17 protein-coding genes are annotated in these 25,253 nt (G+C 45.6%); 11 read left to right on the forward strand and 6 right to left on the reverse strand.

The window, feature by feature from the left end; all coding sequences use genetic code 11:
* Window positions 1-103: 103 nt before the first annotated feature.
* Window positions 104-1,273 (reverse strand): glycosyltransferase family 4 protein, encoded by a 1,170-nt coding sequence (locus tag MKX46_RS24795; protein ID WP_341071960.1) that lies wholly within the window; start codon window positions 1,271-1,273, stop codon window positions 104-106.
* Window positions 1,274-1,366: 93 nt separating this feature from the next.
* Window positions 1,367-2,689 (reverse strand): MFS transporter, encoded by a 1,323-nt coding sequence (locus tag MKX46_RS24800; protein WP_445671748.1) that lies wholly within the window; start codon window positions 2,687-2,689, stop codon window positions 1,367-1,369.
* Window positions 2,690-2,876: 187 nt separating this feature from the next.
* On the opposite strand from MKX46_RS24800, the gene MKX46_RS24805 reads away from it, so the two are divergent.
* The 5 genes from MKX46_RS24805 to MKX46_RS24825 all read left to right on the forward strand — a co-directional run bounded on the left by MKX46_RS24805 (window position 2,877) and on the right by MKX46_RS24825 (window position 9,764).
* Window positions 2,877-3,908, forward strand: a complete 1,032-nt coding sequence (locus MKX46_RS24805; RefSeq protein WP_175405266.1) for an FUSC family protein — start codon at window positions 2,877-2,879, stop codon at window positions 3,906-3,908.
* A 355-nt stretch (window positions 3,909-4,263) separates the two neighbouring features.
* Window positions 4,264-6,636 carry an RNA polymerase recycling motor HelD gene (gene helD, locus MKX46_RS24810; protein WP_209018282.1) on the forward strand — a complete coding sequence of 791 codons (2,373 nt, stop codon included), beginning with the start codon at window positions 4,264-4,266 and terminating at the stop codon, window positions 6,634-6,636.
* A gap of 153 nt (window positions 6,637-6,789) precedes the next feature.
* The gene (locus tag MKX46_RS24815; protein ID WP_069011364.1) at window positions 6,790-8,631 is read left to right on the forward strand and encodes an adenine deaminase; all 1,842 of its coding nucleotides are present in this window, start codon (window positions 6,790-6,792) and stop codon (window positions 8,629-8,631) included.
* A gap of 126 nt (window positions 8,632-8,757) precedes the next feature.
* Complete coding sequence (locus tag MKX46_RS24820) at window positions 8,758-9,339, forward strand: Crp/Fnr family transcriptional regulator (protein WP_029516774.1); 582 nt, start codon at window positions 8,758-8,760, stop codon at window positions 9,337-9,339.
* An 83-nt stretch (window positions 9,340-9,422) separates the two neighbouring features.
* The gene (locus MKX46_RS24825) at window positions 9,423-9,764 is read left to right on the forward strand and encodes a darcynin family protein (RefSeq protein ID WP_029516775.1); all 342 of its coding nucleotides are present in this window, start codon (window positions 9,423-9,425) and stop codon (window positions 9,762-9,764) included.
* A gap of 141 nt (window positions 9,765-9,905) precedes the next feature.
* Here MKX46_RS24825 and MKX46_RS24830 read toward each other — a convergent pair whose 3' ends face one another.
* Window positions 9,906-10,754, reverse strand: coding sequence for a copper amine oxidase N-terminal domain-containing protein (locus MKX46_RS24830; protein ID WP_341071961.1), 849 nt, complete (start codon window positions 10,752-10,754; stop codon window positions 9,906-9,908).
* A gap of 243 nt (window positions 10,755-10,997) precedes the next feature.
* Between MKX46_RS24830 and MKX46_RS24835 the strand changes: the two genes are divergently transcribed.
* Window positions 10,998-12,272, forward strand: coding sequence for an ABC transporter substrate-binding protein (locus MKX46_RS24835; protein ID WP_341071962.1), 1,275 nt, complete (start codon window positions 10,998-11,000; stop codon window positions 12,270-12,272).
* A gap of 33 nt (window positions 12,273-12,305) precedes the next feature.
* Window positions 12,306-14,009 carry a methyl-accepting chemotaxis protein gene (locus tag MKX46_RS24840; protein WP_341071963.1) on the forward strand — a complete coding sequence of 568 codons (1,704 nt, stop codon included), beginning with the start codon at window positions 12,306-12,308 and terminating at the stop codon, window positions 14,007-14,009.
* 94 nt (window positions 14,010-14,103) lie between these two features.
* Here the strand turns inward: MKX46_RS24840 and MKX46_RS24845 are convergent, their stop codons facing one another.
* Window positions 14,104-15,378: an oligosaccharide MFS transporter gene (locus MKX46_RS24845; protein WP_341071964.1), complete on the reverse strand. Its 1,275-nt coding sequence runs from the start codon at window positions 15,376-15,378 to the stop codon at window positions 14,104-14,106.
* A gap of 517 nt (window positions 15,379-15,895) precedes the next feature.
* Here MKX46_RS24845 and brnQ point away from each other — a divergent pair.
* Complete coding sequence (brnQ, locus tag MKX46_RS24850) at window positions 15,896-17,254, forward strand: branched-chain amino acid transport system II carrier protein (protein WP_069011368.1); 1,359 nt, start codon at window positions 15,896-15,898, stop codon at window positions 17,252-17,254.
* Between the two features lie 15 nt (window positions 17,255-17,269).
* On the opposite strand, the gene MKX46_RS24855 is transcribed toward brnQ, so the two are convergent.
* The gene (locus MKX46_RS24855; RefSeq protein ID WP_340955142.1) at window positions 17,270-18,190 is read right to left on the reverse strand and encodes an AraC family transcriptional regulator; all 921 of its coding nucleotides are present in this window, start codon (window positions 18,188-18,190) and stop codon (window positions 17,270-17,272) included.
* Between the two features lie 180 nt (window positions 18,191-18,370).
* On the opposite strand from MKX46_RS24855, the gene yicI reads away from it, so the two are divergent.
* On the forward strand, window positions 18,371-20,695 hold the full coding sequence (yicI, locus tag MKX46_RS24860) for an alpha-xylosidase (RefSeq protein WP_341071965.1): 2,325 nt from the start codon (window positions 18,371-18,373) through the stop codon (window positions 20,693-20,695).
* Between the two features lie 144 nt (window positions 20,696-20,839).
* Here yicI and MKX46_RS24865 read toward each other — a convergent pair whose 3' ends face one another.
* The gene (locus MKX46_RS24865) at window positions 20,840-21,793 is read right to left on the reverse strand and encodes a serine hydrolase domain-containing protein (RefSeq protein WP_340885053.1); all 954 of its coding nucleotides are present in this window, start codon (window positions 21,791-21,793) and stop codon (window positions 20,840-20,842) included.
* A 272-nt stretch (window positions 21,794-22,065) separates the two neighbouring features.
* Here MKX46_RS24865 and MKX46_RS24870 point away from each other — a divergent pair, with 272 nt between their 5' ends.
* Complete coding sequence (locus MKX46_RS24870) at window positions 22,066-23,784, forward strand: methyl-accepting chemotaxis protein (protein WP_029516784.1); 1,719 nt, start codon at window positions 22,066-22,068, stop codon at window positions 23,782-23,784.
* 90 nt (window positions 23,785-23,874) lie between these two features.
* Complete coding sequence (locus MKX46_RS24875) at window positions 23,875-25,185, forward strand: MFS transporter (RefSeq protein ID WP_029516785.1); 1,311 nt, start codon at window positions 23,875-23,877, stop codon at window positions 25,183-25,185.
* Window positions 25,186-25,253 lie beyond the last annotated feature (68 nt).

Below are 25,253 nucleotides of genomic sequence, written 5' to 3' on the forward strand. Positions count from 1 at the left end.
GTTAGACGGGGAAATAGTTAAGCTGATGAAGGGTGGTTACAGAATGCGTGAAGGAGCATTTTCTAACCACCCTTTAGCACCTGTAGCTATGAAGTCCTCAGAGTTACATTCGCATCATGGGATGGCTGTCAAGATGGAGGGTCGCTGCGTCCATGTAGCTGTCCAGTAGCCGTTCAAAAATACGGTCCCATGTCTGCTCCAGACTGTAGGCTCTACCAGTTCTGGATATAGCATCGCGAAGTGAGGCATCCTTATACAACAGGTGTACAGCTTTGGCAAAGGCAGAGGCGTCCCCAGCAGGACACAATAGCCCCGTTTTTCCATGGATTAGATTATCTTTTACCCCGCCTTCATTGGCACCGACCACAGGTGTACCGCTCGCCATAGCCTCCAGTACTACGTTGCCGAAGGTTTCCGTGGTGGAAGGGAAGAGAAATACGTCGGCTGCGGCGTAGAGTTCAGCTAATTCCGGCCCTTTCACAAAACCAAGCCAGTGGAGTGCATGCTCCGGCACCCCTATATCCGCTGCAGTTTTGACCTTATATAATGGACCATCTCCTGCAATGACCAGCACAGAGGCTGCGCGGACGTCGTCAGGTAACTGGAGGTAGGAATCCAGTAACGTGTCTACCCCCTTTTCTGGTGCAAGCCTGCCCACATACAAAATAACAAATGCATCTGCATGAACGTCCCATTTCTTCCATACTGCATGACGGTCCACCTTTGGTTGAAATCGGTCGGTATCAATGCCTCTGCTCCAGATTTCGAGCTGCCCCATTCCTTTATTGCGCAACAATTCCATGGTTGATTGAGAGGGGACATATACCCTTTCGCAATGTCTATGAAACCAGAGCATGTATTTCCATAACGCAGGTTCAAGCCAGCGAAGCTTGTAATATTCAAGGTATTTATCAAAGTGGGTGTGATATGAGGCAACGAGTGGAATATGGTGTTTGGCTGCGTAGCTTGTTCCATACAGGCCAAGGTTAAACGGAGTAGCGACATGAATCAAATGCGGGGAAAAGGCTGACAGACGCTCGTTGATCTGTTTGGCGTTGGGGATCGCAAGTCTGCATTCCCGGTACAACAAAAAGGGAATACTTCGAAATCGCTCTACACCCGGCCCAGAGGGCAGATGATGGTCTGCCTCCGGTGCGAAGACGAGCGTAGATACTCCATGTGTCTCCAGATAGCCAATCCATCGTTCCAGGGTCAGAGCAGCGCCATTCACGTCAGGCGTATACGTGTCCGTAAATAATGCAACTCGAAGCATGCCTTCATTCCTCCTCCGCCATTCTCATTTATCCTATGACGTTCCAAGGGAGTCCGCTTGGAGGCTCCGGCTTTTATTGTGTCATGATTTTGTTTACGGGCCTGCCGGGTTTTGTAAAAGCTGGTTCGCAGACGGACGCTTTTCTCGAAACATCCTGTAATAGACGAGGGAGGACAAAATATAGAAAACACCTGTCATGCTAAATGTGATGGCATAGCCCCAGTAGTTGCCATAAGTTGTAACCAGATAGGCTTGTACAGGTCCCATACCTGCGGTGCCTAGCATCCAGGTCGTCTGGAGAATGGAGTTGGCAATGCCACGATTTTTATCTGACACACGTTCGACGAGAATGGCGGTTTGCAGCGGATTGGCTGCATTCATGAGCGCTTGCCTGAATAGAAAGCTGATCGAAGCGATCCATAGTACGTTTGTAAAGCCTGTAATGAGAAGGAACGGTAGCGAAAGCAGTTGGAAGCCAACTACAGCTCTGACTAGACCAATTCGGCTGCCGAGGGTAGGTCCGATCAACATGGAGAGGATGGTCATGAGCTGGCCGAGTGCAATCAGTAAACTCATTGCGCTGAGCGATACGGAGAAGCGGTTCGTAAAATACAAATTAAGATACGGGATGACCAGACCTGAACCCAGTCCAAGAAAAAACTGGGCCAGAACAAATTGTCCAATAACCCGGCGATCAGAAGAAGCAGTAGGTGTCTCCGAGGCAGGGATATCGGATGTAATGTACGGCGTCTGTACTTGTTCTGTTTGAGATGAAGATTCGGCAGGAGCTGGTGCTTCTACGGTTGCCGTAGTTTTTGTGATAAACAATAGAGGAATAAAAGCAGTCAATGTTGCCATTCCTCCAAGGAACAGAGCAACCCGCAGACTGGATAGCGGTGTGATTCCCCACGTCTGCAGCCCATCTGCAAGTACGCCACCCCTGAAGCTGCCCAGGACCTGAGCTGCCAATACAAGAGCCGAGTAATAGCTGAATATTTTTAAGCGTTGGGCTTTGCTTATGCTTTCTGCTAAAAAGGGCACAGCTAGTACCTGAATAAAGGCGGCGAATATACCTGAGATTATGGCAAATACCAACATGCTTGCGCTGGTATCTGTAAAGGTACGGGCGAGAAAGGCCAGGCCGCTGAATAATGCACCGATGACCAGCATATTTTTGCGGCTTGTCCGATCCCCCAAAAATCCGACCGGAATGAACAGCAACGCCGTCGCCAGCGCCTGCATGCTGACCACCCGGCCGTTCATATCATCATCAAAGCCAAGCCCTTGGATATACAGGTTATACAGTACGGAAAACATTCCCGTGCCCATCTGATACAGCAGATTGGCCATAAAAAACAATCGGATATTGCGTGGCCACTTTCGGGGCTCTTCTAACATTTTGCTAATCCATGACACGATGAGTTCCTCCTGTGACGTTGTTGCAAATAAGTTAATTCTGTTGATATGTATTCTATCAGGAACTGTACACTTCATAAATATTCCTGATCTTCGCTTGTTTTGGGTAATAATAAAGCATGGACTTTACATTGAATTTTCATTATAGTAATTCGGTATGAATAAATTTGAAAGGTAAGCAGGAGGGATGGCTTTGGCTTTTGGAGCACGGGTGTTGAAAACGGGAATTGCAGTGACGCTCGCCCTTTTTCTGAGCACGCTTTTGAACACCCATTCGCCTGTGGGGGCAGCGATAGCCGCTATTTTTGCCATGCAACCGTCGATATATAGGTCGTGGCGTTATTTCTTGGATCAACTCCAAACAAGCACACTAGGTGCAATCATGGCATTGCTGGGCGGAATGGTATTTTCGAATGAGCCGATTGCAGTCGGACTCGTATGTGTATTGGTACTTATGATATGTCTGAAAATAAATATGGCTGATACGGTTGGATTGACACTCGTGACCGTTGTTTCTGTAATGGAAGCCTCAGGGGACTGGAAATTTGCGGTGACTCGATTTGCGCTCACTTTGATTGGAATTGTGTCTGCTTTTGTCATCAATGTTAGCGTTTTTCCCCCGAAACCGAAAAGGCAGTTTATTAATCAGATTCAAAATGTCTTTAACAGCATGTCCTTGCTGCTGCGTACTGCTATTTCCGATGAGATTAAGGAGTCTGTCTTTAAAGAGGAAAAAGGAAATCTAGAGGGAGCCATTAAATCGCTGTCGGACAAATATCATTTGTTCGAGGAAGAGCAGAAGAAGCTCAAGCGCTCCAAGTTTAGTCAAACGAGACAAATGGTAGTATACAAACAAATGCTCGGAAGTTTACACAAAGGATATGAGGTACTGGATGCGGTGGAAAGGCACTACTTCCAGTCTTTACGGCCAAAGGGAACGGATGCTTTTTTTGACAGTCACCTGGAGTTGCTGATTCGTTTTCACGAGCACGCTCTACTGAAATTCGAAAATAAGCTAAAACCGAATGAGGACGAAAGTGAATTGTTCCAGCAGGCGAACGGCGAATTTATGAAGCATGCGATTACACGTTTTGACCATTGTCAGGAAGGAATGCTGCGGCTTTCTATTGTGGCTGCGGCGATGTACGACTATGGTCATCAGCTGGAGAGGTTGAGCAGATTGGCCGATCATATTCATCCTGTGGAAGAGAGCAGATAGGCGAATTTCCTAAAAGAAAAGCGACCGCATTCATCAATCAGATGAACGGTCGCTTTTTTATGTAATGAATTCAAGTATGTCAGAACAGGTTAATAGAAGGTTGCCAGAACGCACAAAAAAAGCCCGCTGGTTGCGAACATGGACTGAACTTGCTACAATAGAGAATGCTCTGTTTTATGGTAAAACCATATGCATAAATTGTGAGTTACACTTCTTTTTACATTATAGCATGCTTCAAAGGATTAGTCAATTTTCCCGGAGCAGGGGGATGCCGCGGGTATGTCCGGGTCCATAATAGAGCATAGTTTGTACGCAAGGGAGCCCTGCGTGAGCAGGAGGAAACGGAACAGGAGCGATGCCAGTGACTACTGAACAGCAATGGAATGAAGAACAACGAAGAGTAGAAGATGTGACCGCAGTAATTAGCGGGCGTATTCGGAAGCTAGAGACAGAGGTTGGTTCTGTGCGCGGAGATGTCGTCGATATGCGTAAAGACTTCTGGGATGAGGTAACGATCAATTTCAGTGAGGCGGATGATGTGGGCGAGACGTCCACCAGTTTGCGTCAGCAGTCTGAGATTTTGTCTGAGCGGGAACGAAGACACAAGCATTCCACAGAGGCGTTAGGTCGTTTGAAAAAGTTGCTTGATTCACCGTATTTTGCACGCATTGATTTTGCTGAGGAAGGGCAGACTGCGGAACGTGTTTATCTGGGGATTGCCTCCCTGCTTGATAATCAAGATGAGGAATTTCTGATCTATGACTGGCGCGCGCCTATTTCCAATCTTTATTACGATAACATGCCGGGTCCCGCTTCTTATAAAACTCCGGCAGGGGAGATGGATGGAGAGCTCACGCTTAAGCGTCAATTCTCGATCCGTGATGGACAAATTCGTTTTATGTTCGATACAGGGGTGACGATTGGAGACGAACTTCTTCAAGCCGTATTGAGCCGCAGCTCGGATGCTCAAATGAAAAGTATTGTCGCTACCATTCAAAAGGAGCAGAATCGAATCATCCGTGATGACCGAAGCCGTATGCTTATTGTTCAGGGAGCGGCAGGAAGTGGCAAAACCTCTGCAGCGCTTCAGAGAGTAGCGTATTTGCTGTATAAGTATCGGGATCGCTTGCGAGCGGATCAGGTCGTGTTATTTTCGCCAAACCCGATGTTTAACAGTTATGTTTCGACGGTATTGCCTGAATTGGGTGAGGAAAATATGCTTCAGGCCACGTTTCAGGAATATTTGGAGCGGCGTTTGGGCCGGGAGTTTCAGTTAGAAGATCCCTTTGAACAGCTGGAATATGTGCTTTCAGCGTCGTTACTGCCTGGGTATGAAGCCAGGATGGAAGGTATCCGTTTTAAATCGTCTAAGACGTTCTTACATGTGATTACAGGCTACAAGGCGTATTTGGAGCAGGAGGGCATGCGTTTTAAACCCATCCGCTTTCAGGGACGTGAGGTGGTTTCAGTAGAGCAGATGGCACGCAAGTTTTATGAATTCGACTCTACGGTGCGACTGGCGAATCGATTGGAACTGCTGCGGGATTGGATGCTTAAAGAGCTGGCCCGCTTTGGTAAGGAGGAATGCTCCGCTCCATGGGTGGATCAACAGATGGATCTGATGGAGCCGGAGGATTATCAGCGTGCCTATAACCGTATGCGCCGTAAATCCAAGAATAAGGGCGATACTTTCGATGATTTTGCACGTGAAAGAGAAATATTGGCACGTATGGTGGTCAGTGACCGCTTAAAGCCCTTGCGCAAATGGATTAAGGCGCTTCGCTTCGTAGATACGACCCGGCTCTACAGCGAGCTGTTTATGAACGAGACGCTGTTGAGCCAACTGGCGAATCATGCAGAGCTGCCCGTCAGCTGGGGTGAAATTAGTCGGCAAACCCTGCAACGAATTCAGGCTGGGGAGTTAGCGTATGAGGATGTAACCCCCTTTTTATATTTGCGTGAGCTGATGCTGGGCTTCCGTTCCAATAGCAACATCCGTCACGTGTTTATTGATGAGGCACAGGACTATTCCCCATTCCAACTGGCGTTCTTCAAGCGTTTGTTTCCACAGGCTAAAATGACGGCACTGGGTGATTTTAATCAGGCCATCTATGCCCATGCCTCGGTGCTTCAGGATGCAGAGCCATTGTATGACTTGTATGGTGCAGATCAGACCGAGATGATTTCCCTGACACGCAGCTATCGCTCGACACAGGAGATTGTGGAATTTACCCGGGGGATGGTCGCTGGGGGAGAGCACATTGTACCGTTTAACCGTAAGGGTGAGAAGCCTCTGGTAACCGAGGTGCGTTCACGTGAAAAGTTGCATCAACGGATAGCTGGGAATGTCACTGAATTGTTGGCAGAAGGCTATGAGTCCATCGCGGTGATCTGTAAAAATGCTGACGAAAGCGCGGCAGCCTACGAAGCGCTGGAAGGACAGCTGTCAGTGAAGCCAAAATTAATTAAGAAAACAACCCCCGCTTTTGAAAAGGGGATTCATATCATTCCAGCCTACCTGGCAAAAGGCGTGGAATTCGATGCGGTCCTGATTTATGACGGATCAGCGAAACAATACCAGCGTGAGAGTGAGCGTAAGTTGTTCTACACCGCCTGTACGCGAGCGATGCATTTGCTGCATATTTATAGCATAGGGGAGATTACACCATTCGTGAGTTTACGGGATACGTATACCCGCAATGTGGAAGAAAGTGATCGTGTTCTGTAGAGAGGATATTGGCAATCAGCTGGGGACAAATGCCACAGGAACCTTTGCGATGTTTGAATAGATATAGAGTTGGCTGGCATTATGGAGCGTATTCCAGTAACATAAGCAAATAAGCAAAACAGGTAAGAAGCATAAACGGAGGTTACAAACGTAATGGACATGAAGAGTGTATTTCAACGCCCGCCACTGGCGGAGTGTGTACCCGAGTTAGTAGCTACAGCTAGAGGGGAGCGCAAGGCATCACTGGTGATCCGCGGAGGAACACTGGTCAATGTGGTATCGGGCGAGTTGCTGCCGGGCATGTCTATTGCTGTGCAAGGTTCTCGTATCGCTTACGTCGGTAGGGACGTCAGTCATGCGATTGGTGAAGACACCATAATCATTGAAGCGGATGGCCGCTATATGGCACCGGGGTTACTGGACGGACATTGTCACATCGAAAGCACGCAGCTTACGGTAACTGAGTTTGCTAAGGCTGTACTGCCGCTGGGAGTGACGGGTGGTTTTTTTGACCCGCATGAAATTTCTAATGTACTGGGTCTAAAAGGGCTTCGTCTGATGTTGGACGAAGCCCGTACGACACCGCTGGCAGCTTACATGCAGGTGGCTTCCTGCGTGCCGTCCACAGGCCCGGAGCTGGAAACGACGGGTGCCTCCTTCGGCCCGGTGGAAGTCGCAGAAGCGTTAAGCTGGGGCCCGGATATGATCGGGCTGGGCGAAGTCATGAATTTCCCTGGTGTCGTCTATGGAGACGATGTGATGATCGGGGAAATTCAGGCCACGCTGCGCGCGGGCAAGGTGGCGGATGGCCATTTTACATGGGCCTCCGATGATTGGCGACTGCCGGTCTATGCAGCCGCGGGAATTTCGGGCGACCACGAGTGTGTCACGCCCGAGGATGTAGCTGAGCGTATCCGGCTCGGCATGTATGCCAAGATGCGGCAAGGTTCCGCATGGCATGATGTGGCCGAGACGATCCGCGCCAGCACGGAAATGGGTCTCGACACGCGCCGCATGATGCTGGTAACGGATGACCGCAGCGCAGAATCCTTGCTCCATGAAGGGCAGATGGACTTCGTTGTGCGTCATGCCATTGCACAGGGCGTCAAGCCCGTAACCGCGTTTCAGATGGCTACGCTGAATACGGCAGAGCGCTTCGGCGTGGCACGGGACATCGGCTCGATCATTCCGGGTGCGATTGCCGACATTATTTTGCTTGATGGCCGATTGGCCGAAGTGAATGTGACGGCTACCATCGCAGCGGGCCAGCTGGTGGCCGAGCACGGTCAAATGGTCGCCGATTGGGACGGATTCGTTTATCCTGCGGAAGTAATGGACACGGTCCATCTGGGACGAGAGCTGAGTGCAGCAGATTTCCGCATTGCGGCTCCAGTACAGGAGGGGAACGTACCCGTACGGGTGATTCGTGTTACGGAAAATCACGTGGACACGAAGGAAGTGCGGATGACCGTTCCGGTGCGTGATGGTGAAGTTGCATCAGATCCTGCGCAGGATTTGTGCAAAATCGCCGTTTTCGAGCGACATCATGCCAGTGGCAGTCACGCGGTCGCACTTGTGACAGGTGTCGGCTTCACTGAGCCGGCTGCGATTGCCATGACCGTCGCGCATGATAGTCACAACCTGCTCGTCATTGGTAATGATGACGAGCTCATGACCCAGGCGGCGAAGCAGGCTGTTGGTCTGCGTGGTGGCGTGGTGGTTGTATCCGCCTCGGGTGAGACACGCTTCCCGCTGCCTATTGCCGGGCTGATGTCCCCAGCTCCGTTTGCAGAGGTGGCAGCGCAGTCCGAAAGTATCAGCCGCGCGCTTCAGCAAGCCGGCTGCATGCTGAACAACGCGCTGATGACACTGTCACTGCTCGCACTGGTCGTTATCCCTGAAATCCGTCTGTCGGATCAGGGGCTTGTCGTCATCGGAGCGGATGGCATCCGCAAGGTATCTCTTTTCGTGGAAGAGGATGCTGCGGAAGTCTGATAGAACACGTCGCTGGGGGTTGTCCTGCAGGTCTGTCCAGACCTAAGGGATAACCCCTGTTTTTCATATACGAAGCCATAAAAGTTATCTTCGATTCCTTTATAAAAGTCAAGAAGAGGTGGGCAGATGCATCCCTATTATCGTTCACTAGAAAAAATGGCTCATCATGCCTCGATTATAGAGCAGGATTGGAACCGGTTTGTAGAGCAAACCCGTGTGAAGCATGTTCAGCAGGGAACGGTTCTCATTGAAGCAGGTGAGCTTGTGAAACATGCCTATTTTTGTTCAGAGGGATTATTCCGTTTATTTTATACATTAGCAGATGGCAGAGAATATAATGTCGGTTTTTCGCCAGAAGATGATTACGTAACCTCTTATGGGGCTATGATCCAAGAAGAAGCCTCCACTTTTTCGATTGAGGCAATGGAAGATTCGGTTGTCATTGAAATTCCATATCACGTATTGAAGGAGCTTATGGATACAAGCCATATGTGGGAAAGATTCGTGCGCAAGAGTGTAGAGAGACTTTACATTCGAAAAGAGGAGCGGGAACGCGAATTATTGTACCTCTCCGCTAAGGAACGTTATCACGCTTTTCTCCTAAAATACCCCGGATTGGACAAGCGAGTTGCCCAATATCATATAGCTTCTTACATAGGCGTCTCCCCTGTGTCACTTAGTCGTTTGCTGCGTAGTGATCCGCATTAACCTATGTTAATGCGAATTTGTAGACAAGCAGCGTACAATAACGATACATCATTCAAGCTTCACCAAAAAAAGGAGATAGGCATATGCGTTATATGATGATTGTATTATTGGAATTCTACCCTTCCTGGTTGGCTCTTCCTCGGGAGGAACGTCGAAAACATGCGGGGACCTTGCAGGCTACCATTCAAAAGTATAACGAACAGGTTCAGGTTCGGTTTTTTGATGCAGAAGCATTGCCTGGAAAGGACTACACCGATTTCGTCGTATGCGAAACAGAGGATATGAAGCAATATCACTATATGTGGGAAGAAATTCGCGATTCGGAACCGTATACCAAAGGATACATGAAGATTAAAGATGTAGTGATGGGTATGGAAAATGCATTTCAGTCCTATGAGTCAGAAATGTTACAGATGGAAAAATAACCTTCATTCCGCTTTCTATGTAAAATGAAGAGTTCATCTTATATACGGTTAATAAAGGCGAATTCCTGTGCTGCTTATGTTCAGCTGGGAATTTGCCTTTTATCTTTTGGAGACGAAAAAGTGTAACAAGAAAGAATCGCATTATACAACGGTATTACTTATAACCTTCAGAAAACCGTTCTTCCCAGCGGTCTCCATTAACTGATAAATGGATTTTCTTGCGGTATCGTTAAACAAATACCACTCATCATTCGATACGTCATGAATCAATGTCTCTGGGTAGCCTGTTAAAAGTTCAGGTGGATAAGTGTGAATTAAAGAATACATATCAAAACGAGCTAAGCTTTTCCCTTTTTGGCCTAAGAAATCGTATTGTGCATCTTTATAATAAGATCCAGGTGTGTCAAGAGTTAAGCTCCAAGAATAGTTTTCAGGTGCTTCGACCTTTTCACCTTTGCCTTTTGTGAAAATATTATAAATGGTTTCATTATATGCATTGCCATGAATTTGCTGAACTACGCCGCCCAAAGTCATACGGTATTCCTGTTGCAATGCTTTTACTTGTACACCGTTTATGAACAGTGGTTTAGTATCAACAATCACTGCAAGGTTGCTGTAATTGACATTGCAGCCAAACGTCTCTGCAATAAAACGAAGTGGAACATATATGCGATTGTTTTTCGTGTATGGTTTTACATCAAGCAGTATCTTTTCGCCGTTTTTCTCCGCTGTACTTCTATTTATTGCTAATTTCACTTTCATATCGCTTTTAGCGAGAATAACCTCGGAATTGGACCATTCGACGCTAGCCCCCAAACTTTCACTAACAACACGTAGAGGTACCATTAAACGGTTGTTCTTCATTTCGGGCTTCACATCGGATGTAGCAGTCACACCGTCAACTTTGATTTGATTTTCTGCTGCATAAGTAGTGGATGATGAAATAAATAAAAAGATTGCAAGAAAAACCCAGCAAAATGCTTTGTTCATAAATGATTGCCCCTTTTTTGATTAAATTTGTTGTGAAGTAACTTTTCCCCATATTAAGACGCGATTGGATAAAATTTGTTGTGCTATCTTGTCTGTTAACTTAACGTAACAACCTGTTTGTACTATTATTTAACTTCCGATATTTACCAACGAAAAACTTCTAACCTTCGCGAAGGATTATGTCGATAACATTGAATATTGTTCATAAATTTTATGAAAGCAAATCCTTAGGGGGGGAAGTTAATGAGAAAACAGCTAAAAGTTGCGATTTCTCTAGCATGTTTAATTATGTTTATAGGTTGTTCAGCTTCACCATTATCACAGCAGACGACCAAGATTACACTTTTGAATTCTAAATCTGAAATAAAAACCCAGTTAGAGGAAGTAGCAAAACAATACAATCAAGAGCACCCTGAAGTATCTTTAGAGATTATAACCGCTCCTGAGGGGACGTCTGCATATCAAAAGCTGATGTCGATGTATGGCTCAGGGAGTCCAGCTACCATGTCGATGCTTGATCCAGGCGACACGCAGACATTCTTGGATAAAGCTATTGATTTAAGTAAAGAGAAGTGGGTAGCCGATACGATAGAAAATGGACTTGACACCGTCAAGAAAAATGATGCTGTGCTGGGGTTTCCATTTGCAGTAGAAGGCTACGGATTAATTTACAATAAGAAAGTACTGGACAAAGCAACAGGGGGGGCTTTTGATGTTTCCTCGGTAAAAAGTAGAAGTAGCCTGAATTCATTAATGGCTAAAATTCAGAAGTCGGGAGTAGCACCGGACATGCTTTCACCAATGGACTGGTCTCTCGGCTCTCATCTTTTAGCTCTGTCTTATTCTGTTCAACCTGGGGGCTTTCCGGAGTTTGTTAAAGGTATGCAGAATAACTCCATTGATATGTCCCAGAACAATGTAATGTCTGGATGGGTACAAACTTTAGATCTGCTCAAGGATAACAACATTAATAAGCACTTGCCTTTGGACAGTACGTATGAAGATGGAGCCAAAGCTTTGGGAGAGGGCAAGGTAGGGCTTTGGTTTATGGGCAACTGGGCTTGGAATGGAATAAAGAGCAATGATACGGCAAATGAGGAATACGGTTTCTTGCCTCTTCCGCTAAACGATAATACGGATGATCCTAACAATACTAAGATCACTGTCGGTGTGACAAAGTATATATTCATCGACTCCACAACTACCACACCTCAGCAGCAAGAGGAAGCAAAGAAGTTTTTGAACTGGCTGGTATATGAAAAATCCGGACAAGAACTTTTGGTTAACAAGGCCAATGTTATACCGGCGTTCAAGAATATTGACATGGTGCCTTCAGATCCTTTGAGTAAATCGATCAAGTCATATATGTCGAGCGGAAAGACGCTGCCGTTCATGGCAACCCTTCCACCTGATCATGGGGGCATCACAGGAGCATCTATCCAAAGCTACATCAGTGGAAAGATAGATAAGGCAGAGCTGTTGCGCCAAATACGTATATATTGGAAAGCTCAGCAGTGATGATACGAGACCAGTCACGGGAGGAAGATAAGGGTGTTTAAATTAACGTTAAAGAAAAAGATAATTAGTGCAGCGCTCATACTGGTGATCGTGCTGTCCCTTTCAAGTGTTATAGGCGTTATTAAGATGTCGGAAATGGGGGAGGCTTCTGATAAGGTAAATAACAGGTCTTTACCTGCAGTCATTCTTCTTCAAGGTATGGATAAGCAGATTACAGAAATCGATAGGCTCACCGTTCGAATGATACTCGAAGAGGATGCAGCCGTCCGCAGCACTTATCAAGAAGAACTAACCAAAGCTACAGCGTCAATGGATAAGAGTGTAAATAAATATCAGAGTTTAGCCTCCACGGCAGAGGAAAAAGAACTATTCACCGACTTTTATGGTCAGTGGGCAATGTATCTCCGCCATCTAAAGGTGGTTTCCGCGGCCATGGAAGAAAACGACAAGGTGATGGCCTACATGATCATCCATGGGAATTCTTCTATTTATAAGGCAGCCTTAGACGATGTGAATAAACTGAAGCTGCTTAATGAGCAGTACGCTACTGATGCCGCTAATCAATCGAGTCAATCTTACCATTCAGGTAGACTTTTGATGATTTCTCTGACTATCATATGTACGATCCTTGGCATTATCGGTTCTTTTTTACTGGCTCAATCGTTCACTAAGCCCATATTAAAGATAGCGGAACAGATAAAGCTGGTAACGAGAGGGGACCTGCGAGTGGAACCCCTTAGTATCCGATCCAAAGATGAGGTCGGGGAGCTGGCATCCGATTTTAATGAAATGTGCGATTCACTTCGCAATCTTTTAAAGGAAGTTGTGGATAATTCCTTACTGGTTGCCTCTACGGCTGAACAGTTAACGGCCAGTGCGGAACAGACAAGCATTGCTACCGAGCAGATAGCTATAAGTGCCACTCAGGTTGCGGAGGGATCTCAGACACAGCTTGTAGACATAGCTGATACGCTGAATTACACGGTAGACGTTTCTAAAAGTGTAGAGAACATAACCAATCGCTTTGTGAATGTGGCAAATCTCACAACCCAAGCACAAGAAAAAGCTAACAACGGAAAAACCCAAATGTCTTCGACTGTTTCTCAAATAAGAGATGTGCATACTAAGGTAACTCAATCCGCTGAAGTAGTAAATATTCTAGGAGAAAAGTCTGCGGAGATCAGACAGATCACAGCTATGATCCGTGATATAGCAGCTCGAACCAATTTGCTTTCACTAAATGCGAGTATAGAAGCTGCGAGGGCGGGAGAGCAGGGAAAAGGGTTTGCGGTTGTTGCTTTTGAAGTACGCAATCTGTCGGCACAAGCAAGTGAAGCAACAGGCAAGATCTCTTCTCTGGTTAACGAAATTGCCTTAAGAACAGATGAAGTTGTGATTTCAATGAATGAAGGTGTTCAATCTCTGAATGAAGGCATGATGCTTGTCGAAGGCGTAGGTAACGTTTTTTCTGAGATTGTAGGTGCCGTTGAAGAAGTGAGCGGTGAGGTGGACACTGCGGCTGTAGAAGCAAGATCCGTAAATGAAGGGACCGTTTCTATGGTGGAATCGATGAAGAAAATTGCTGAAATCTCCGAACGTGCAGCAGATTCTACTCAAACAGTCGCAAGCGTAGTCGAGGAAACTACTGCATCCATGCAGGAAGTGTCTGCGGGTGCTAACATGCTTGCCAAGAGGGCGGAAGAGATGAATCAGACGGTGTCGGTATTCAAGATTTAAAATAAGCTTCAAATCAACTGGAGTTAAGAGCGGCAGCCTTGGACGAGAAAAAAGTCCTAGACTGCCGCTGTTTTGTTAAGCTTAAACCATTAGATTACGAATGAACTGCTTCAGCTTTTTTGGTTGCTCTTTTCAGATCCTGTTTACGGCGTTCTTCCAGATACCGCTCTACATTCTTCTTGTCTGCTGTCAGTGTAAAACAGGATAGGATGGTGAATAGACCTGCAATGGAACCCAGAATTACATAAGTAATCGGGAAATTTAATACTTCATACATATGCCCGACAATGGGTGAGAAAATGGAAACCACCAGGGAGCCCATAAACAAATACAGCAGGTACATGGTGGAGGACAAGCGCTGGTCAAAGTTAACGGTAATGTACTTGAAGATGGCTACCAGAATAAGTGGTTTCTCCAGGGAGTGAATCATCTTCATCGCAGCCACCCATATAGAACCGAATGGCAGCGAAGAGCCGATAATACGCAAAGACATAATCGACCCGGCAATAATTAATGCCCATTTGGCGGTCGTTTTGTTCACAAACCAAGGGGTAACGAAAAGGAACACAAATTCCAGAAAAACCTGCACAGCGCTCAAATCGCCAAGGAATTGATTTCCTTCCGCTTTGGAACTGAACTGCGATACGAAGTATGTGGCAAACTGTTGGTCATATACCTCATAAATTTGGGTCACGCCAACCATGAATAGCATAAGAAACCAGAACTTTGTGGTACGTACGAGATGCAGCACATCAATGAGCTTCAACGATTCTGTTTTCTGCTGCTCCTGTCCAGAAATTTCGACTTTGGTCAGGAAGATGCAGATCATGGCAACAATGGCAGATACGGAGGCAATCCAGAAGGTCAGATTTACATTGATATTGATGACCCGTCCCGCAACAAAAGTAGCCGCCGCCCACCCGAGTGAACCCCACATACGAACCCGTCCGTATTCAAAGCCATATTTACGCGAAACTTTGTCCATATACGAATCGACGACACCGTTACCTGCATTAAATACCAGGCCGATAAATAGCGCACCAACAATGGCACCAATGACGAACTGCGTTTGAAGCAATGGACCGTATACATAGATAAAAAAGGGCCCGACGAGCAAAAGGATTGTAAAGAGTATGTACAGCAGGTGTTTTCTCAAGCCCAGCTTGTCAGATAAGTAACCGAACAAAGGCTGCATGATCAAGGCGACGATTGAATTAGCCGCGTATAAAAATCCCGTGTAGGTTTCTGAAATTTCCAGGCTTTGTCCCAGCCAAATGACAAAAAAAGACATGGCGGCAGACCATGTAAATAGATAAGCGAAGTTAAAAATACTCAGAGACCAATAGTTGCGTTTTGCCAAATTCGTCATGTTTAAGCACCCCTTCAATTGTAGCCGCTCAAATTGTATTCAACGTTAATATGCATTGTTGTACTATTAATTGTAAGGATTATTCGCTTGCTTCCATAGGGCATTTTCCCAAGATTTCCTGTGCTTATTACAATCAGTTGATGATTCGATTAAACCGCAGATTATGTAGTAATTTAAAACTTTTACGAGACCTACCGGGTGTGTGTAACTACATCTATGTCTTGTAAGAAATAAGTCCTACGTGTAAAATTCTCTTATAGTTCATTAAGCTCACTAAGTAGGAGGAGAAATATAGGGTAGCCTCATAAGTGCAAAAGCAAGGGGATGAAATGATTCATTTTTGCAAGTACAAAGTTACTTGAAACGATGATCGTATATAGAGTAACATACTCTAGGCAATCAGATGCCGTTCTTTGAATGCAACAATTGGCTACGTTCCTATTAACATACAGTATACAAAATTAAAAGAAAACGAATAAAAACAAAATGTTGTGAGTTCGTGGTTGGAGGATTTATTATGTCTAAAAGTGTTTCTACGTCCTTTATTATCATTATAGGATCAATGCTATTTGCCTTATTTTTTGGTGCAGGGAATCTAATCTTTCCACCTATGCTTGGGCAAATGGCCGGAAAGAATGTATGGATAGCCAATGCGGGTTTCTTGGTTACCGGTGTCGGCTTACCATTACTAGCCGTCACAGCCTTTGTTTTTTCGGGCAAAAGCAATTTGCAAACTTTAGCGAGTCGTGTACATCCTGTATTCGGTCTTGTCTTTACAACAATCCTTTATCTAGCCATCGGGCCTTTGTATGCAATTCCTAGAACCGGTAGTGTGTCATTTGAAATTGGAGTAAAGCCTTTTTTTTCAGACAATGCAGATCATCCTGTCGCACTTTTTGTATTTACTATCCTTTTTTTTGCAGTTGCATGTTTGTTGTCACTTAATCCTACAAAAATTATTGATGTCATCGGAAAGTTCCTAACACCCATTAAATTGACATTCATTGGATTACTTGTGATTGTAGCTATTATTCACCCAATAGGAAAATTCCAAGAACCTGCGGAGGGTTATACATCCAATGTCTTTTTTAAAGGCTTTCAAGAGGGTTATTTAACATTGGACGCTCTTGTAGCCTTTATTTTTGGAATTATCATTGTGAATGCGATTAAGGATAGAGGGGTTAATACAAAAAAAGAGCTGATGATCATTTGTGGCAAAGCGATAGCAATTGCGGTTATACTCTTAGCTTTTATCTATACGTCTCTTTCATACATGGGAGCTTCTAGTGTTGAAAAACTGGGCATTTTAGGAAATGGTGCTGAGGTGTTAGCTAAGGTTTCCTCCTATTATTTTGGATCTTATGGATCTATTCTATTAGGCTTAATGATTACAGTAGCGTGTTTAACGACAAGTGTGGGGCTTATCACTTCCTGCTCTTCCTTTTTTCATGGATTATTTCCAAAAGTCTCTTACAAAAGAGTCGCTCTCATGTTATCTATATTTAGTATCCTTGTAGCCAACATAGGTTTAACACAGCTCATTAAGGTTTCAACGCCAGTATTAATGGCAATATATCCTATTGCTATTTCTCTAATATTTTTAACTTTTTTACATCCCGTATTTAAAGGAAAGTCAGAAGTATATCAAGGCAGTTTGATATTAACCTTTATCATTAGTTTATTTGATGGCTTGAATGCTGCTGGAATAAAAATTAATGTAATTAATGATTTTTTCACCCATTTTCTCCCATTATATAATGTAGGGTTAGGGTGGTTAATTCCATCTGTTTTAGGAGGTGTAGCTGGCTATATATTTACTAAATTAAGAGGAAGAAAAATAATTTTAGTACTTATGAAGCCCAAAAAAAACAAATAATTTATCCTATGCATATCAGTCTGTTATATAAGGGACAGCAAGCGCCTGATCTGCTTCGTGCTGCTTACGGTACTGCGAAGGGGTCAGGCCTTTCCATTTTTTAAAGGTCGCAATAAAGTAGCTTAGATTGTCAAATCCAACATCCAGCGCAATATCAACCACTTTTCGATCACTTTGCTCCAACAACCTGCAAGCCTTTTGAATCCGATGATAGTTGATATATTCTACCGGGCTTTTCTGAACCATCTGCTTAAAAAAACGGCAAAAATGTCCCTCGCTCATTCCAATCTCATCTGCGATTTCCCGTAAACGTATAGGCTCATGAGCATGACTGTTGATATACGCCAACGCTTTTTTGATCCGTTCAACTTTGTTGCGTTGACCCGCCATAATCACATCCTCTCCGTTAGCGGGGGTCATGTGTGGGTACAGGCAGGCGATCATGCTATAGAGCTGTGCCTTGGTCGCCAGTTCACGGGCAGGCGCATTCTGTTCATGGCTGGTGATAATGTATCGCAATGCAGCCAGCACCTCTTGCTCCCAGAGCTGCACGCCGCGAATGTGGGGGGGAGGGACAAGCTTTTTACTGATAAATGGGTCAATAAACTGCGTCTGCACCGTATCCTGCGTGCGGCTGTGCAGTATGTCGGGGTGAAACACCACCGCAGAAAATACACAGCGAGGACTTTTTTGTAAATAACCGGCGTGAAGCTCGCCACTGTTTACAAAAAGGGCTTCACCTTCGCTAACCTCCGTATAGACCATATCCGTCTGAAATACAGCGGTCCCTTGTTCCACTACGATAAACTCCATTTCCTCATGCCAATGGGACTCCAATATACTATTTCCGTTCAATTGCTCTACGCTCGGATATACGCTGACCGGATACATGGGATTGCCGTGAATGCGGTTTTCTCGTAACATTTCCCTTTGCATTTCAATGATTCCTTTCGGCAAACTGATTTATATAGAAAACATCAAAATATTGATATAATACGTCAAAATAAAAGAAGTAAACCCTTACATAAATCAATATTATTATAGTAAGGATTTCGAAAAAATCCAACAAGCGATTTGGAATCAAGAATATAAAGATTGAGACGGAGGAAGGAATAGATGAAATTTACTGATGGCTATTGGTTGGTTCGCAAGGGCTATGAAATACAAAATCCTGCTGAAATCCGTGATATCGTGACGGACGATGCTTCCATGACGGTATATGCAGCAACCCACCGGATCGAGCATAAAGGAGATACACTGAACGGAGCGTTGCTGAAAGCGACCTACAGCTCGCCTATGCCGAATGTCATTCGGGTACGTCTAAACCACCATAAGGGACGGGTGCATCAGGGACCGGATTTTGAAATTCACACCTTGCCAACAGAGGTAGGCATTACGGTGGATGAGGACGCAGCGGTACTGAAAAGCGGCGATCTGAGTGTGCGAGTCGGTCGTGGAAAGAGCTGGGACGTAGGCTTTTATGTCGAGGATCGCAGAGTCACAGGTAGCGGACATCGGGGACCAGGCTATATTACAGACCCGCAGGATCAGCCTTTTTTTCGGGAACAGCTGGAGCTGGGCATCGGTGAGTACGTATACGGACTCGGAGAGCGTTTCACTCCGTTCGTAAAAAATGGCCAAGTGGTCGATATCTGGAATGAAGATGGCGGGACCAGCAGTGAGCAGGCATATAAAAACATTCCATTTTATCTATCTAATAAAGGGTATGGTGTGTTCGTCAACCATCCGGAAAAGGTATCCTATGAGATTGCATCGGAAAATGTATCAAAGGTTCAGTTTAGCGTCTCCGGCGAATCGTTAGAGTATTTCATTATTGGTGGAGCTAACCCTAAAGAGGTACTGGACAATTACACCAAGCTGACGGGTAAGCCTGCATTACCACCAGCCTGGACTTTTGGTTTGTGGCTGACCACTTCGTTCACAACAGATTACGATGAAGCCACAGTGAATCATTTTGTGGACGGGATGGCTGAGCGAGATCTGCCGCTCTCGGTATTCCATTTTGACTGCTTCTGGATGAAGGAATACCAATGGTGCGATTTCCAGTGGGATCAAGACATGTTCCCAGACCCGGAAGGCATGCTGCAAAGATTGAAGGCAAAGGGTCTCAAAATTTGTGCATGGATCAATCCGTACATTGCTGAAAAATCCATTTTGTTTGATGAAGGCATGGAGAATGGTTATCTGGTCAAAACCGCCGATGGTGGCGTGTGGCAATGGGATATGTGGCAGGCGGGGATGGGGCTGGTTGACTTCACGAATCCGGCTGCAGTCGCCTGGTACCAGGATAAGCTGAAGGTGTTGGTAGAACAGGGGGTAGATTGCTTCAAAACTGATTTTGGCGAGCGCATCCCTACCCATGTGGTATATCATGACGGATCTGATCCGATGAAAATGCATAACTATTATACGCATTTGTACAATAAGGCTGTATTTGATGTGCTGGAGGAAAAGCTGGGTAAAAATGAAGCCGCGTTATTTGCACGTTCCGCTACAGCCGGGGGGCAACAGTTCCCGGTTCACTGGGGAGGAGACTGCTCGTCGACGTATGAGTCGATGGCGGAATCCTTACGAGGCGGTTTGTCGCTTGGTTTGAGCGGCTTCGGCTTCTGGAGCCATGATATTAGCGGCTTTGAGTTAACGGCTGCGCCGGACGTATACAAACGGTGGGTACAATTTGGACTTCTGTCCTCCCATAGCCGTCTGCACGGAAACGAATCCTATCGCGTGCCTTGGCTATTTGACGAAGAATCAGTGGATGTGGTGCGTAGCTTTACAAAACTCAAATGCTCGCTAATGCCATACCTGTATCCTTCTGCTGTGGAATCCTCGGTAAAGGGACTGCCGATGATGCGGGCTATGGTATTGGAATTCCCGCAGGACCCAACCTGTGCAACACTGGATCTGCAATACATGCTGGGGGATTCCATTTTGGTAGCCCCAATCTTTAATAAAGAAGGCAATGTACAGTATTATGTACCAGAAGGTCAGTGGACAAATTTACTTACGAATGAGAGCGTGTCAGGTGGTCGTTGGGTCAACGAGCATCATGATTTTACAACTTTGCCTGTGCTCGTGAAGCCGAACACACTGTTGGCAATCGGTCATGAGGACAGTCGTCCGGATTATGATTATGCTGATCAAGTGGCGCTTCATTTGTTTGAGCTTGGTGAGGGGCAACAGGCTCGAACGGTTATCGTGAATACGTCAGGTGAAGAAGAGTTAACGGTTATTGCCAGCCGCAAGGATTCTGTCATTACAGTGAAGGCAGAAGGTGCTGTTAAACCATGGTCGATCGTCCTGCGCGGTATCCACGAGGTTGTTCAAGTGGAGCAAGGCAGCAGCCAGTCGGGAGAACAGGGTGTAATTATTACACCAGCTTCCAGTGGACAGCAAGAGCTTACGATTCACTTGGGCTAGGTAAGGCGCTAGAAAGTGGATGAAGTATGTCACAATGTAGCGATTATATGTAAAGAAAGGGCTTGCTTGATCCAACAGGCAAGCCCTTTTTGATGCAGATTTTTGATAGAATCAGTTGCAACTTTTAGCATTGGTTATCTACTCCTATCCATTCTGCTGGAGTAGTAGCGGTACAATATACTGCCGGAAAATATCCACAGGAGTCCGTTTCTTTTTGAATTTATCGGCGGTAACGACAACAACCATGTCATACGACGGGACGACAACAATATATTGCCCACCAAAGCCGAGAGCGTAAAAATAGTCCGTTTCACTTCCTGTATTTGTTCCATCTGAAAAGGAAGAAGTCCACCAGTGCCATCCGTAAAATGCTTTTTGTGGTTTGGCAGCAGGGAGAAACGGACGGGTTGAATATCGAACCGTCTCTGCTTGGATGATCTGCCGTCCTTCCCAGCCTCCTTCATTCAGGTAAAGCTGCCCGAATTTGAGCATGTCCATTGGCCTGAGATGCAGTCCGAAGCCTCCCGTATGAGTGCCCTGAGGATCGGTTTCCCAATGGTAGCTTTCGATACCGAGCGGTTGGAATAATTGCTGTTCGGCAAATTCAGCAACTGTTTGTCCAGAAACATGACGTAGTATGGTGGCCAAAAGTTGAGAACAGCCAGAACTGTACTCCATTCGCGTGCCTGGCACATCCGATAATGGCTGTGAAAGTACAAATTGCACCCAGTCTGACGTTTTGCTCATGGTAGGAAAAGAGTTTTGTCCGCCAAACTCCGTCCAGTTAAAGCCTGCGGACATCGTCAGCAGATGTTCAATCGTAATATCATGTTTTCGAGAATCACTATCTGTGGCCAACTGGGGAAAGAATTCGAGGATCGGCGTCTCCGGTTTCGGTCCCTGTTGCTGGTTCATAGCGATACTAACTAATGCAGAAATCACGCTTTTGGTGCAGGAATTTATTTTATAGAGTTCGTTAGCAATTTGAGGTTCACGATAGTAATTCAAGATCATGTTACCCTGCTGCTCAATAAGGCAGCTGCGGGTTTCCAACTCGTTAAGCACGTGAATAAGCGGTTTGAGCTCCAGACTGTTCATGCAGATCCTCCTTGAGGCTTATGCTATACCAATACATAGTATATCATTTAAATAGTCTGAAATTCGAAGAGTACAAACTGAAAACAGTTCATTTACCTAATTTTGAATTTTTTTGTTTTTTGATATTAAAAAAGATATATATGTTCACTGAATAGACATAAATATATTTAAAAATCTATACACTATTTTCTATTTCATTCAAAAAAACAATCGAATAAAACGATATATAGTAAGTTGGACATTTTATTCAGAAATAACTGGGGGACCGATTCATGAATTTAACGATTAAGGCCAAAATGATTCTTAGCGCGATACTGATCCCGAGTGTGATTGCAGCAATGCTGCTGACCAATTACATTTTAAGCGTACATAGTGAGAATGAGTACAAGGATATTATGAATCGTGAAGAGGCTATTGCGTATAACTCGAAGTCTCTTCAATTTTTGTTAAACGGCATATCTAATGATGAGCGGGCATATTTGCTAACTCGTGACGAACAGTATGGGAAAGAGATCGGAAACAAGCAAAGTGAAGTTGCAAAGTTGCTACAGGAGACAGAAGCTCTGCTTAGTACAGGCAATGAGGATTCTAGTAAAAAGATGACTGATCTCAAGACGGGGATTAATACCTATATGAATCAAGTTCATCGTTTACTGACTACAGCGGGGTATCAGAGTACAAGAGATGACGCTTTCCCGCCATTTTCTGATTTGCTCGATGATTTTGAAAACGAACGGGTGTTGCGCAAGCAACTTGATACCAAGGTAGTAGCCTTCGTCAAAGCTCAAGAGGATATGGTGACGGTGAAAGTACAGCAAGCGCACCAAACGATGACGAATACATCCTTGATTACGAGTATTGTAGGGCTTCTGGTTATCATTTACAGTATTTTTCAATCCATCGTTCTGATTCGTTCAATTCGTCCATTACACCATATGAATGAGCAACTGTTGGAAATGTCTGAAGGTGGGGGAGATTTGCGTAGCCGACTGGATATTACGTCCAAAGACGAAATCGGTATGATTGCAAGCTCCTACAACAAGCTTATTGAGGGATTCCGCAGTATTATAGTGGATGCTCAGGATACGGCGCGTACATTAACCGTAACCGCAGAACGGGTTAGCGTAAGTACAGAGGAAATGAATCAGGCCAATCGTCATACTTCCGGTGTAATGGAAGAATTAGCGGCTGGTATGGAGCATCAGGTCGACGATATTACACAAACTACAGATACTGTGAAAGAGCTTGCCCACGAACTGGAGCATATTGCAGCTACGAGCCAGCAGGTATATGAGTTGTCTGATACAGCCGCTAAAGATGCAGAAGCAGGGGAACAATCTATAGGTCAGGCTATGCGTCAGATGGAGAAGGTAAGCGAAAGTGTAGACAGCTCTGCACGTGCTGTACGTTCACTTAGTGAACAGGCCGAACAGATTGGCATGATTGGAGCTGTTATTACTGGAATTGCTAAACAGACAGGAATGCTGGCGCTCAACGCGTCGATTGAAGCGGCAAGAGCCGGAGAGCAGGGCAAAGGATTTGCAGTTGTAGCCTCTGAGGTAAGAAGATTGGCCGAGCAGGTATCGGTTTCAGCAGCAGAAATCACACAATTTGTGCAAAATATTCAGGAGCATGTTGGAAATGTCGCTTCCAGTATGCAGACAGGGACGGTTGAAGTGCAGTCTGGCGTAAAGGTCATGCAATCCGCAGAAACCGCATTTCGTCAGATTGGAAGTTCCATTCAACAGGTCAGCGAACAGATTCACAGTGTAAACCGGTCCGTAGAACAAATGTCCGGCGGATCAGAGCGAATGGTGGAAGCAGTAGAACGTATTCGTGAAGTAGCAGAGCAGTCGGCAGGGGGAACCCAGAGCGTCAGTGCGGCGGCAGAAGAGCAACTGGCTTCCATGGAGGAAATTGCATCATCTATTCATACACTGGCGGATATGTCGCAGCTACTAAATGCAAGGGTCGGTGGATTTAAAGTGTAGCCGTATAAATCCCCACCAATGTAAACACAATAACATCTGTAGAACAAATCTGAACAGCTGTGTTATTACTTTTGCAAAGGTGGTAACGGGATGCAACAAAATAAGGGGAATCTGCTTGCGTTAGGTTCCATCCCGCTGATGATGACGCTGGGTAATTCCATGCTGATTCCTGTGTTACCGGAAATCGGACGTAAGCTACATGTAAGCTCTTTTCGGATTAGCATGTTGATTACAGTATATGCGGTGGTGGCCATTTTACTGATACCGATTGCGGGCTATCTCTCCGACCGATTTGGCCGTAAGGCGGTGATTGTTCCCTGTCTGATTCTGACGGTGATTGGTGGGGGGATTTCTGCAGCGGGAGCATGGCTGCTTCACGATTCGGCAGCATACTGGACCATTATTGCAGGCCGTCTACTTCAGGGTGCGGGAGCGGCAGGGGCTTTTCCTATAGTCATTCCGCTTGTGGGTGATCTGTACGAGAATGAGGATGAGGCCAGTAAGAACCTGGGGGTCGTCGAGACTTACAACACATTTGGCAAAGTGCTAAGTCCGATACTCGGTGCCGCATTGGGAGCTGTTCTATGGTTTTTGCCACTGGCCGTAATTCCAGGCCTCTGTCTGATTTCGCTCATTTTGGTGCTTTGGCTGATCCATGTGCCTAAGCGTAAGAACCAACCGATTATGTTTCGGGAGTTTGTGGGAAATGTGAAGCGGGTGCTTGCCGAAAAAGGACGTTGGCTCTATGCTATTTTCGCTATGGGCGGCATTTGTATGTTTGTCATTTTTGGCGTCTTGTTCTACTTATCCGACATCTTGGAAAGTCGTTACAACCTCCATGGAGTGTGGAAAGGTTTTGTGTTAGCCATTCCGCTGATTTCCCTCTGTCTGTGTTCTTATGTAGGAGGCAAGATCATCGGCAAGCACAAAAAGCGTATGAAGTGGATCGGTTTCAGTGGTTTGGCCATATTGACGATCAGCTTTGCCATTCTCGGATTTATCCAAAATATTTATGCGGTGATCGGACTGTTTACGTTAGGGGGCGGCGGAATTGGGCTTGCGCTGCCTTGTTTGGATTCTCTCATTACAAAGGGAATTGAAAAAGAGGAACGCGGAACCATTACTGCCCTGTATAGCAGCATGCGCTTTGTCGGGGTGTCACTAGGCCCTCCGGTTGTATCCTTGCTGCTGGGCAGCAGTGGACATGGTCTGCTCTTTGGCGTGATGGCCGCAGTGGGAGGCATTGCAGCTCTGCTGATGCTGTTTGCGGTCAGACCCAAGCAGGATGAACCCACAGATGACAAATCCACGGACCGTATGAGTGTAAATGAGGAGCAAACAAGCGTGTCCCGGGAAAAGCCTCGTTCTCCCAAGCTAAGACGCAAAACTCCTGCGAAATAAATGAAAAAGCACCCATTGTCCATGAAACCATGGCAACGGGTGTTTTTGATAACTAAGCAAGTAAGAGC

It is taken from the genome of Paenibacillus sp. FSL P4-0113, assembly GCF_038009305.1.
Lineage (GTDB): Bacteria > Bacillota > Bacilli > Paenibacillales > Paenibacillaceae > Paenibacillus > Paenibacillus polymyxa_D.

What these genes read in the sequence shown, in the direction of transcription:
- MKX46_RS24870 (WP_029516784.1), top strand. Translation starts at nt 22,066, where the DNA reads ATGAATTTAACGATTAAGGCCAAAATGATTCTTAGCGCGATACTGATC.
- MKX46_RS24795 (WP_341071960.1), bottom strand. Translation starts at nt 1,273, where the DNA reads ATGCTTCGAGTTGCATTATTTACGGACACGTATACGCCTGACGTGAAT.
- MKX46_RS24825 (WP_029516775.1), top strand. Translation starts at nt 9,423, where the DNA reads ATGCGTTATATGATGATTGTATTATTGGAATTCTACCCTTCCTGGTTG.
- brnQ (WP_069011368.1), top strand. Translation starts at nt 15,896, where the DNA reads ATGTCTAAAAGTGTTTCTACGTCCTTTATTATCATTATAGGATCAATG.
- helD (WP_209018282.1), top strand. Translation starts at nt 4,264, where the DNA reads ATGCCAGTGACTACTGAACAGCAATGGAATGAAGAACAACGAAGAGTA.
- MKX46_RS24845 (WP_341071964.1), bottom strand. Translation starts at nt 15,378, where the DNA reads ATGACGAATTTGGCAAAACGCAACTATTGGTCTCTGAGTATTTTTAAC.
- yicI (WP_341071965.1), top strand. Translation starts at nt 18,371, where the DNA reads ATGAAATTTACTGATGGCTATTGGTTGGTTCGCAAGGGCTATGAAATA.
- MKX46_RS24830 (WP_341071961.1), bottom strand. Translation starts at nt 10,754, where the DNA reads ATGAACAAAGCATTTTGCTGGGTTTTTCTTGCAATCTTTTTATTTATT.
- MKX46_RS24865 (WP_340885053.1), bottom strand. Translation starts at nt 21,793, where the DNA reads ATGAACAGTCTGGAGCTCAAACCGCTTATTCACGTGCTTAACGAGTTG.
- MKX46_RS24875 (WP_029516785.1), top strand. Translation starts at nt 23,875, where the DNA reads ATGCAACAAAATAAGGGGAATCTGCTTGCGTTAGGTTCCATCCCGCTG.
- MKX46_RS24855 (WP_340955142.1), bottom strand. Translation starts at nt 18,190, where the DNA reads ATGCAAAGGGAAATGTTACGAGAAAACCGCATTCACGGCAATCCCATG.
- MKX46_RS24815 (WP_069011364.1), top strand. Translation starts at nt 6,790, where the DNA reads ATGGACATGAAGAGTGTATTTCAACGCCCGCCACTGGCGGAGTGTGTA.
- MKX46_RS24820 (WP_029516774.1), top strand. Translation starts at nt 8,758, where the DNA reads ATGCATCCCTATTATCGTTCACTAGAAAAAATGGCTCATCATGCCTCG.
- MKX46_RS24835 (WP_341071962.1), top strand. Translation starts at nt 10,998, where the DNA reads ATGAGAAAACAGCTAAAAGTTGCGATTTCTCTAGCATGTTTAATTATG.
- MKX46_RS24805 (WP_175405266.1), top strand. Translation starts at nt 2,877, where the DNA reads ATGGCTTTGGCTTTTGGAGCACGGGTGTTGAAAACGGGAATTGCAGTG.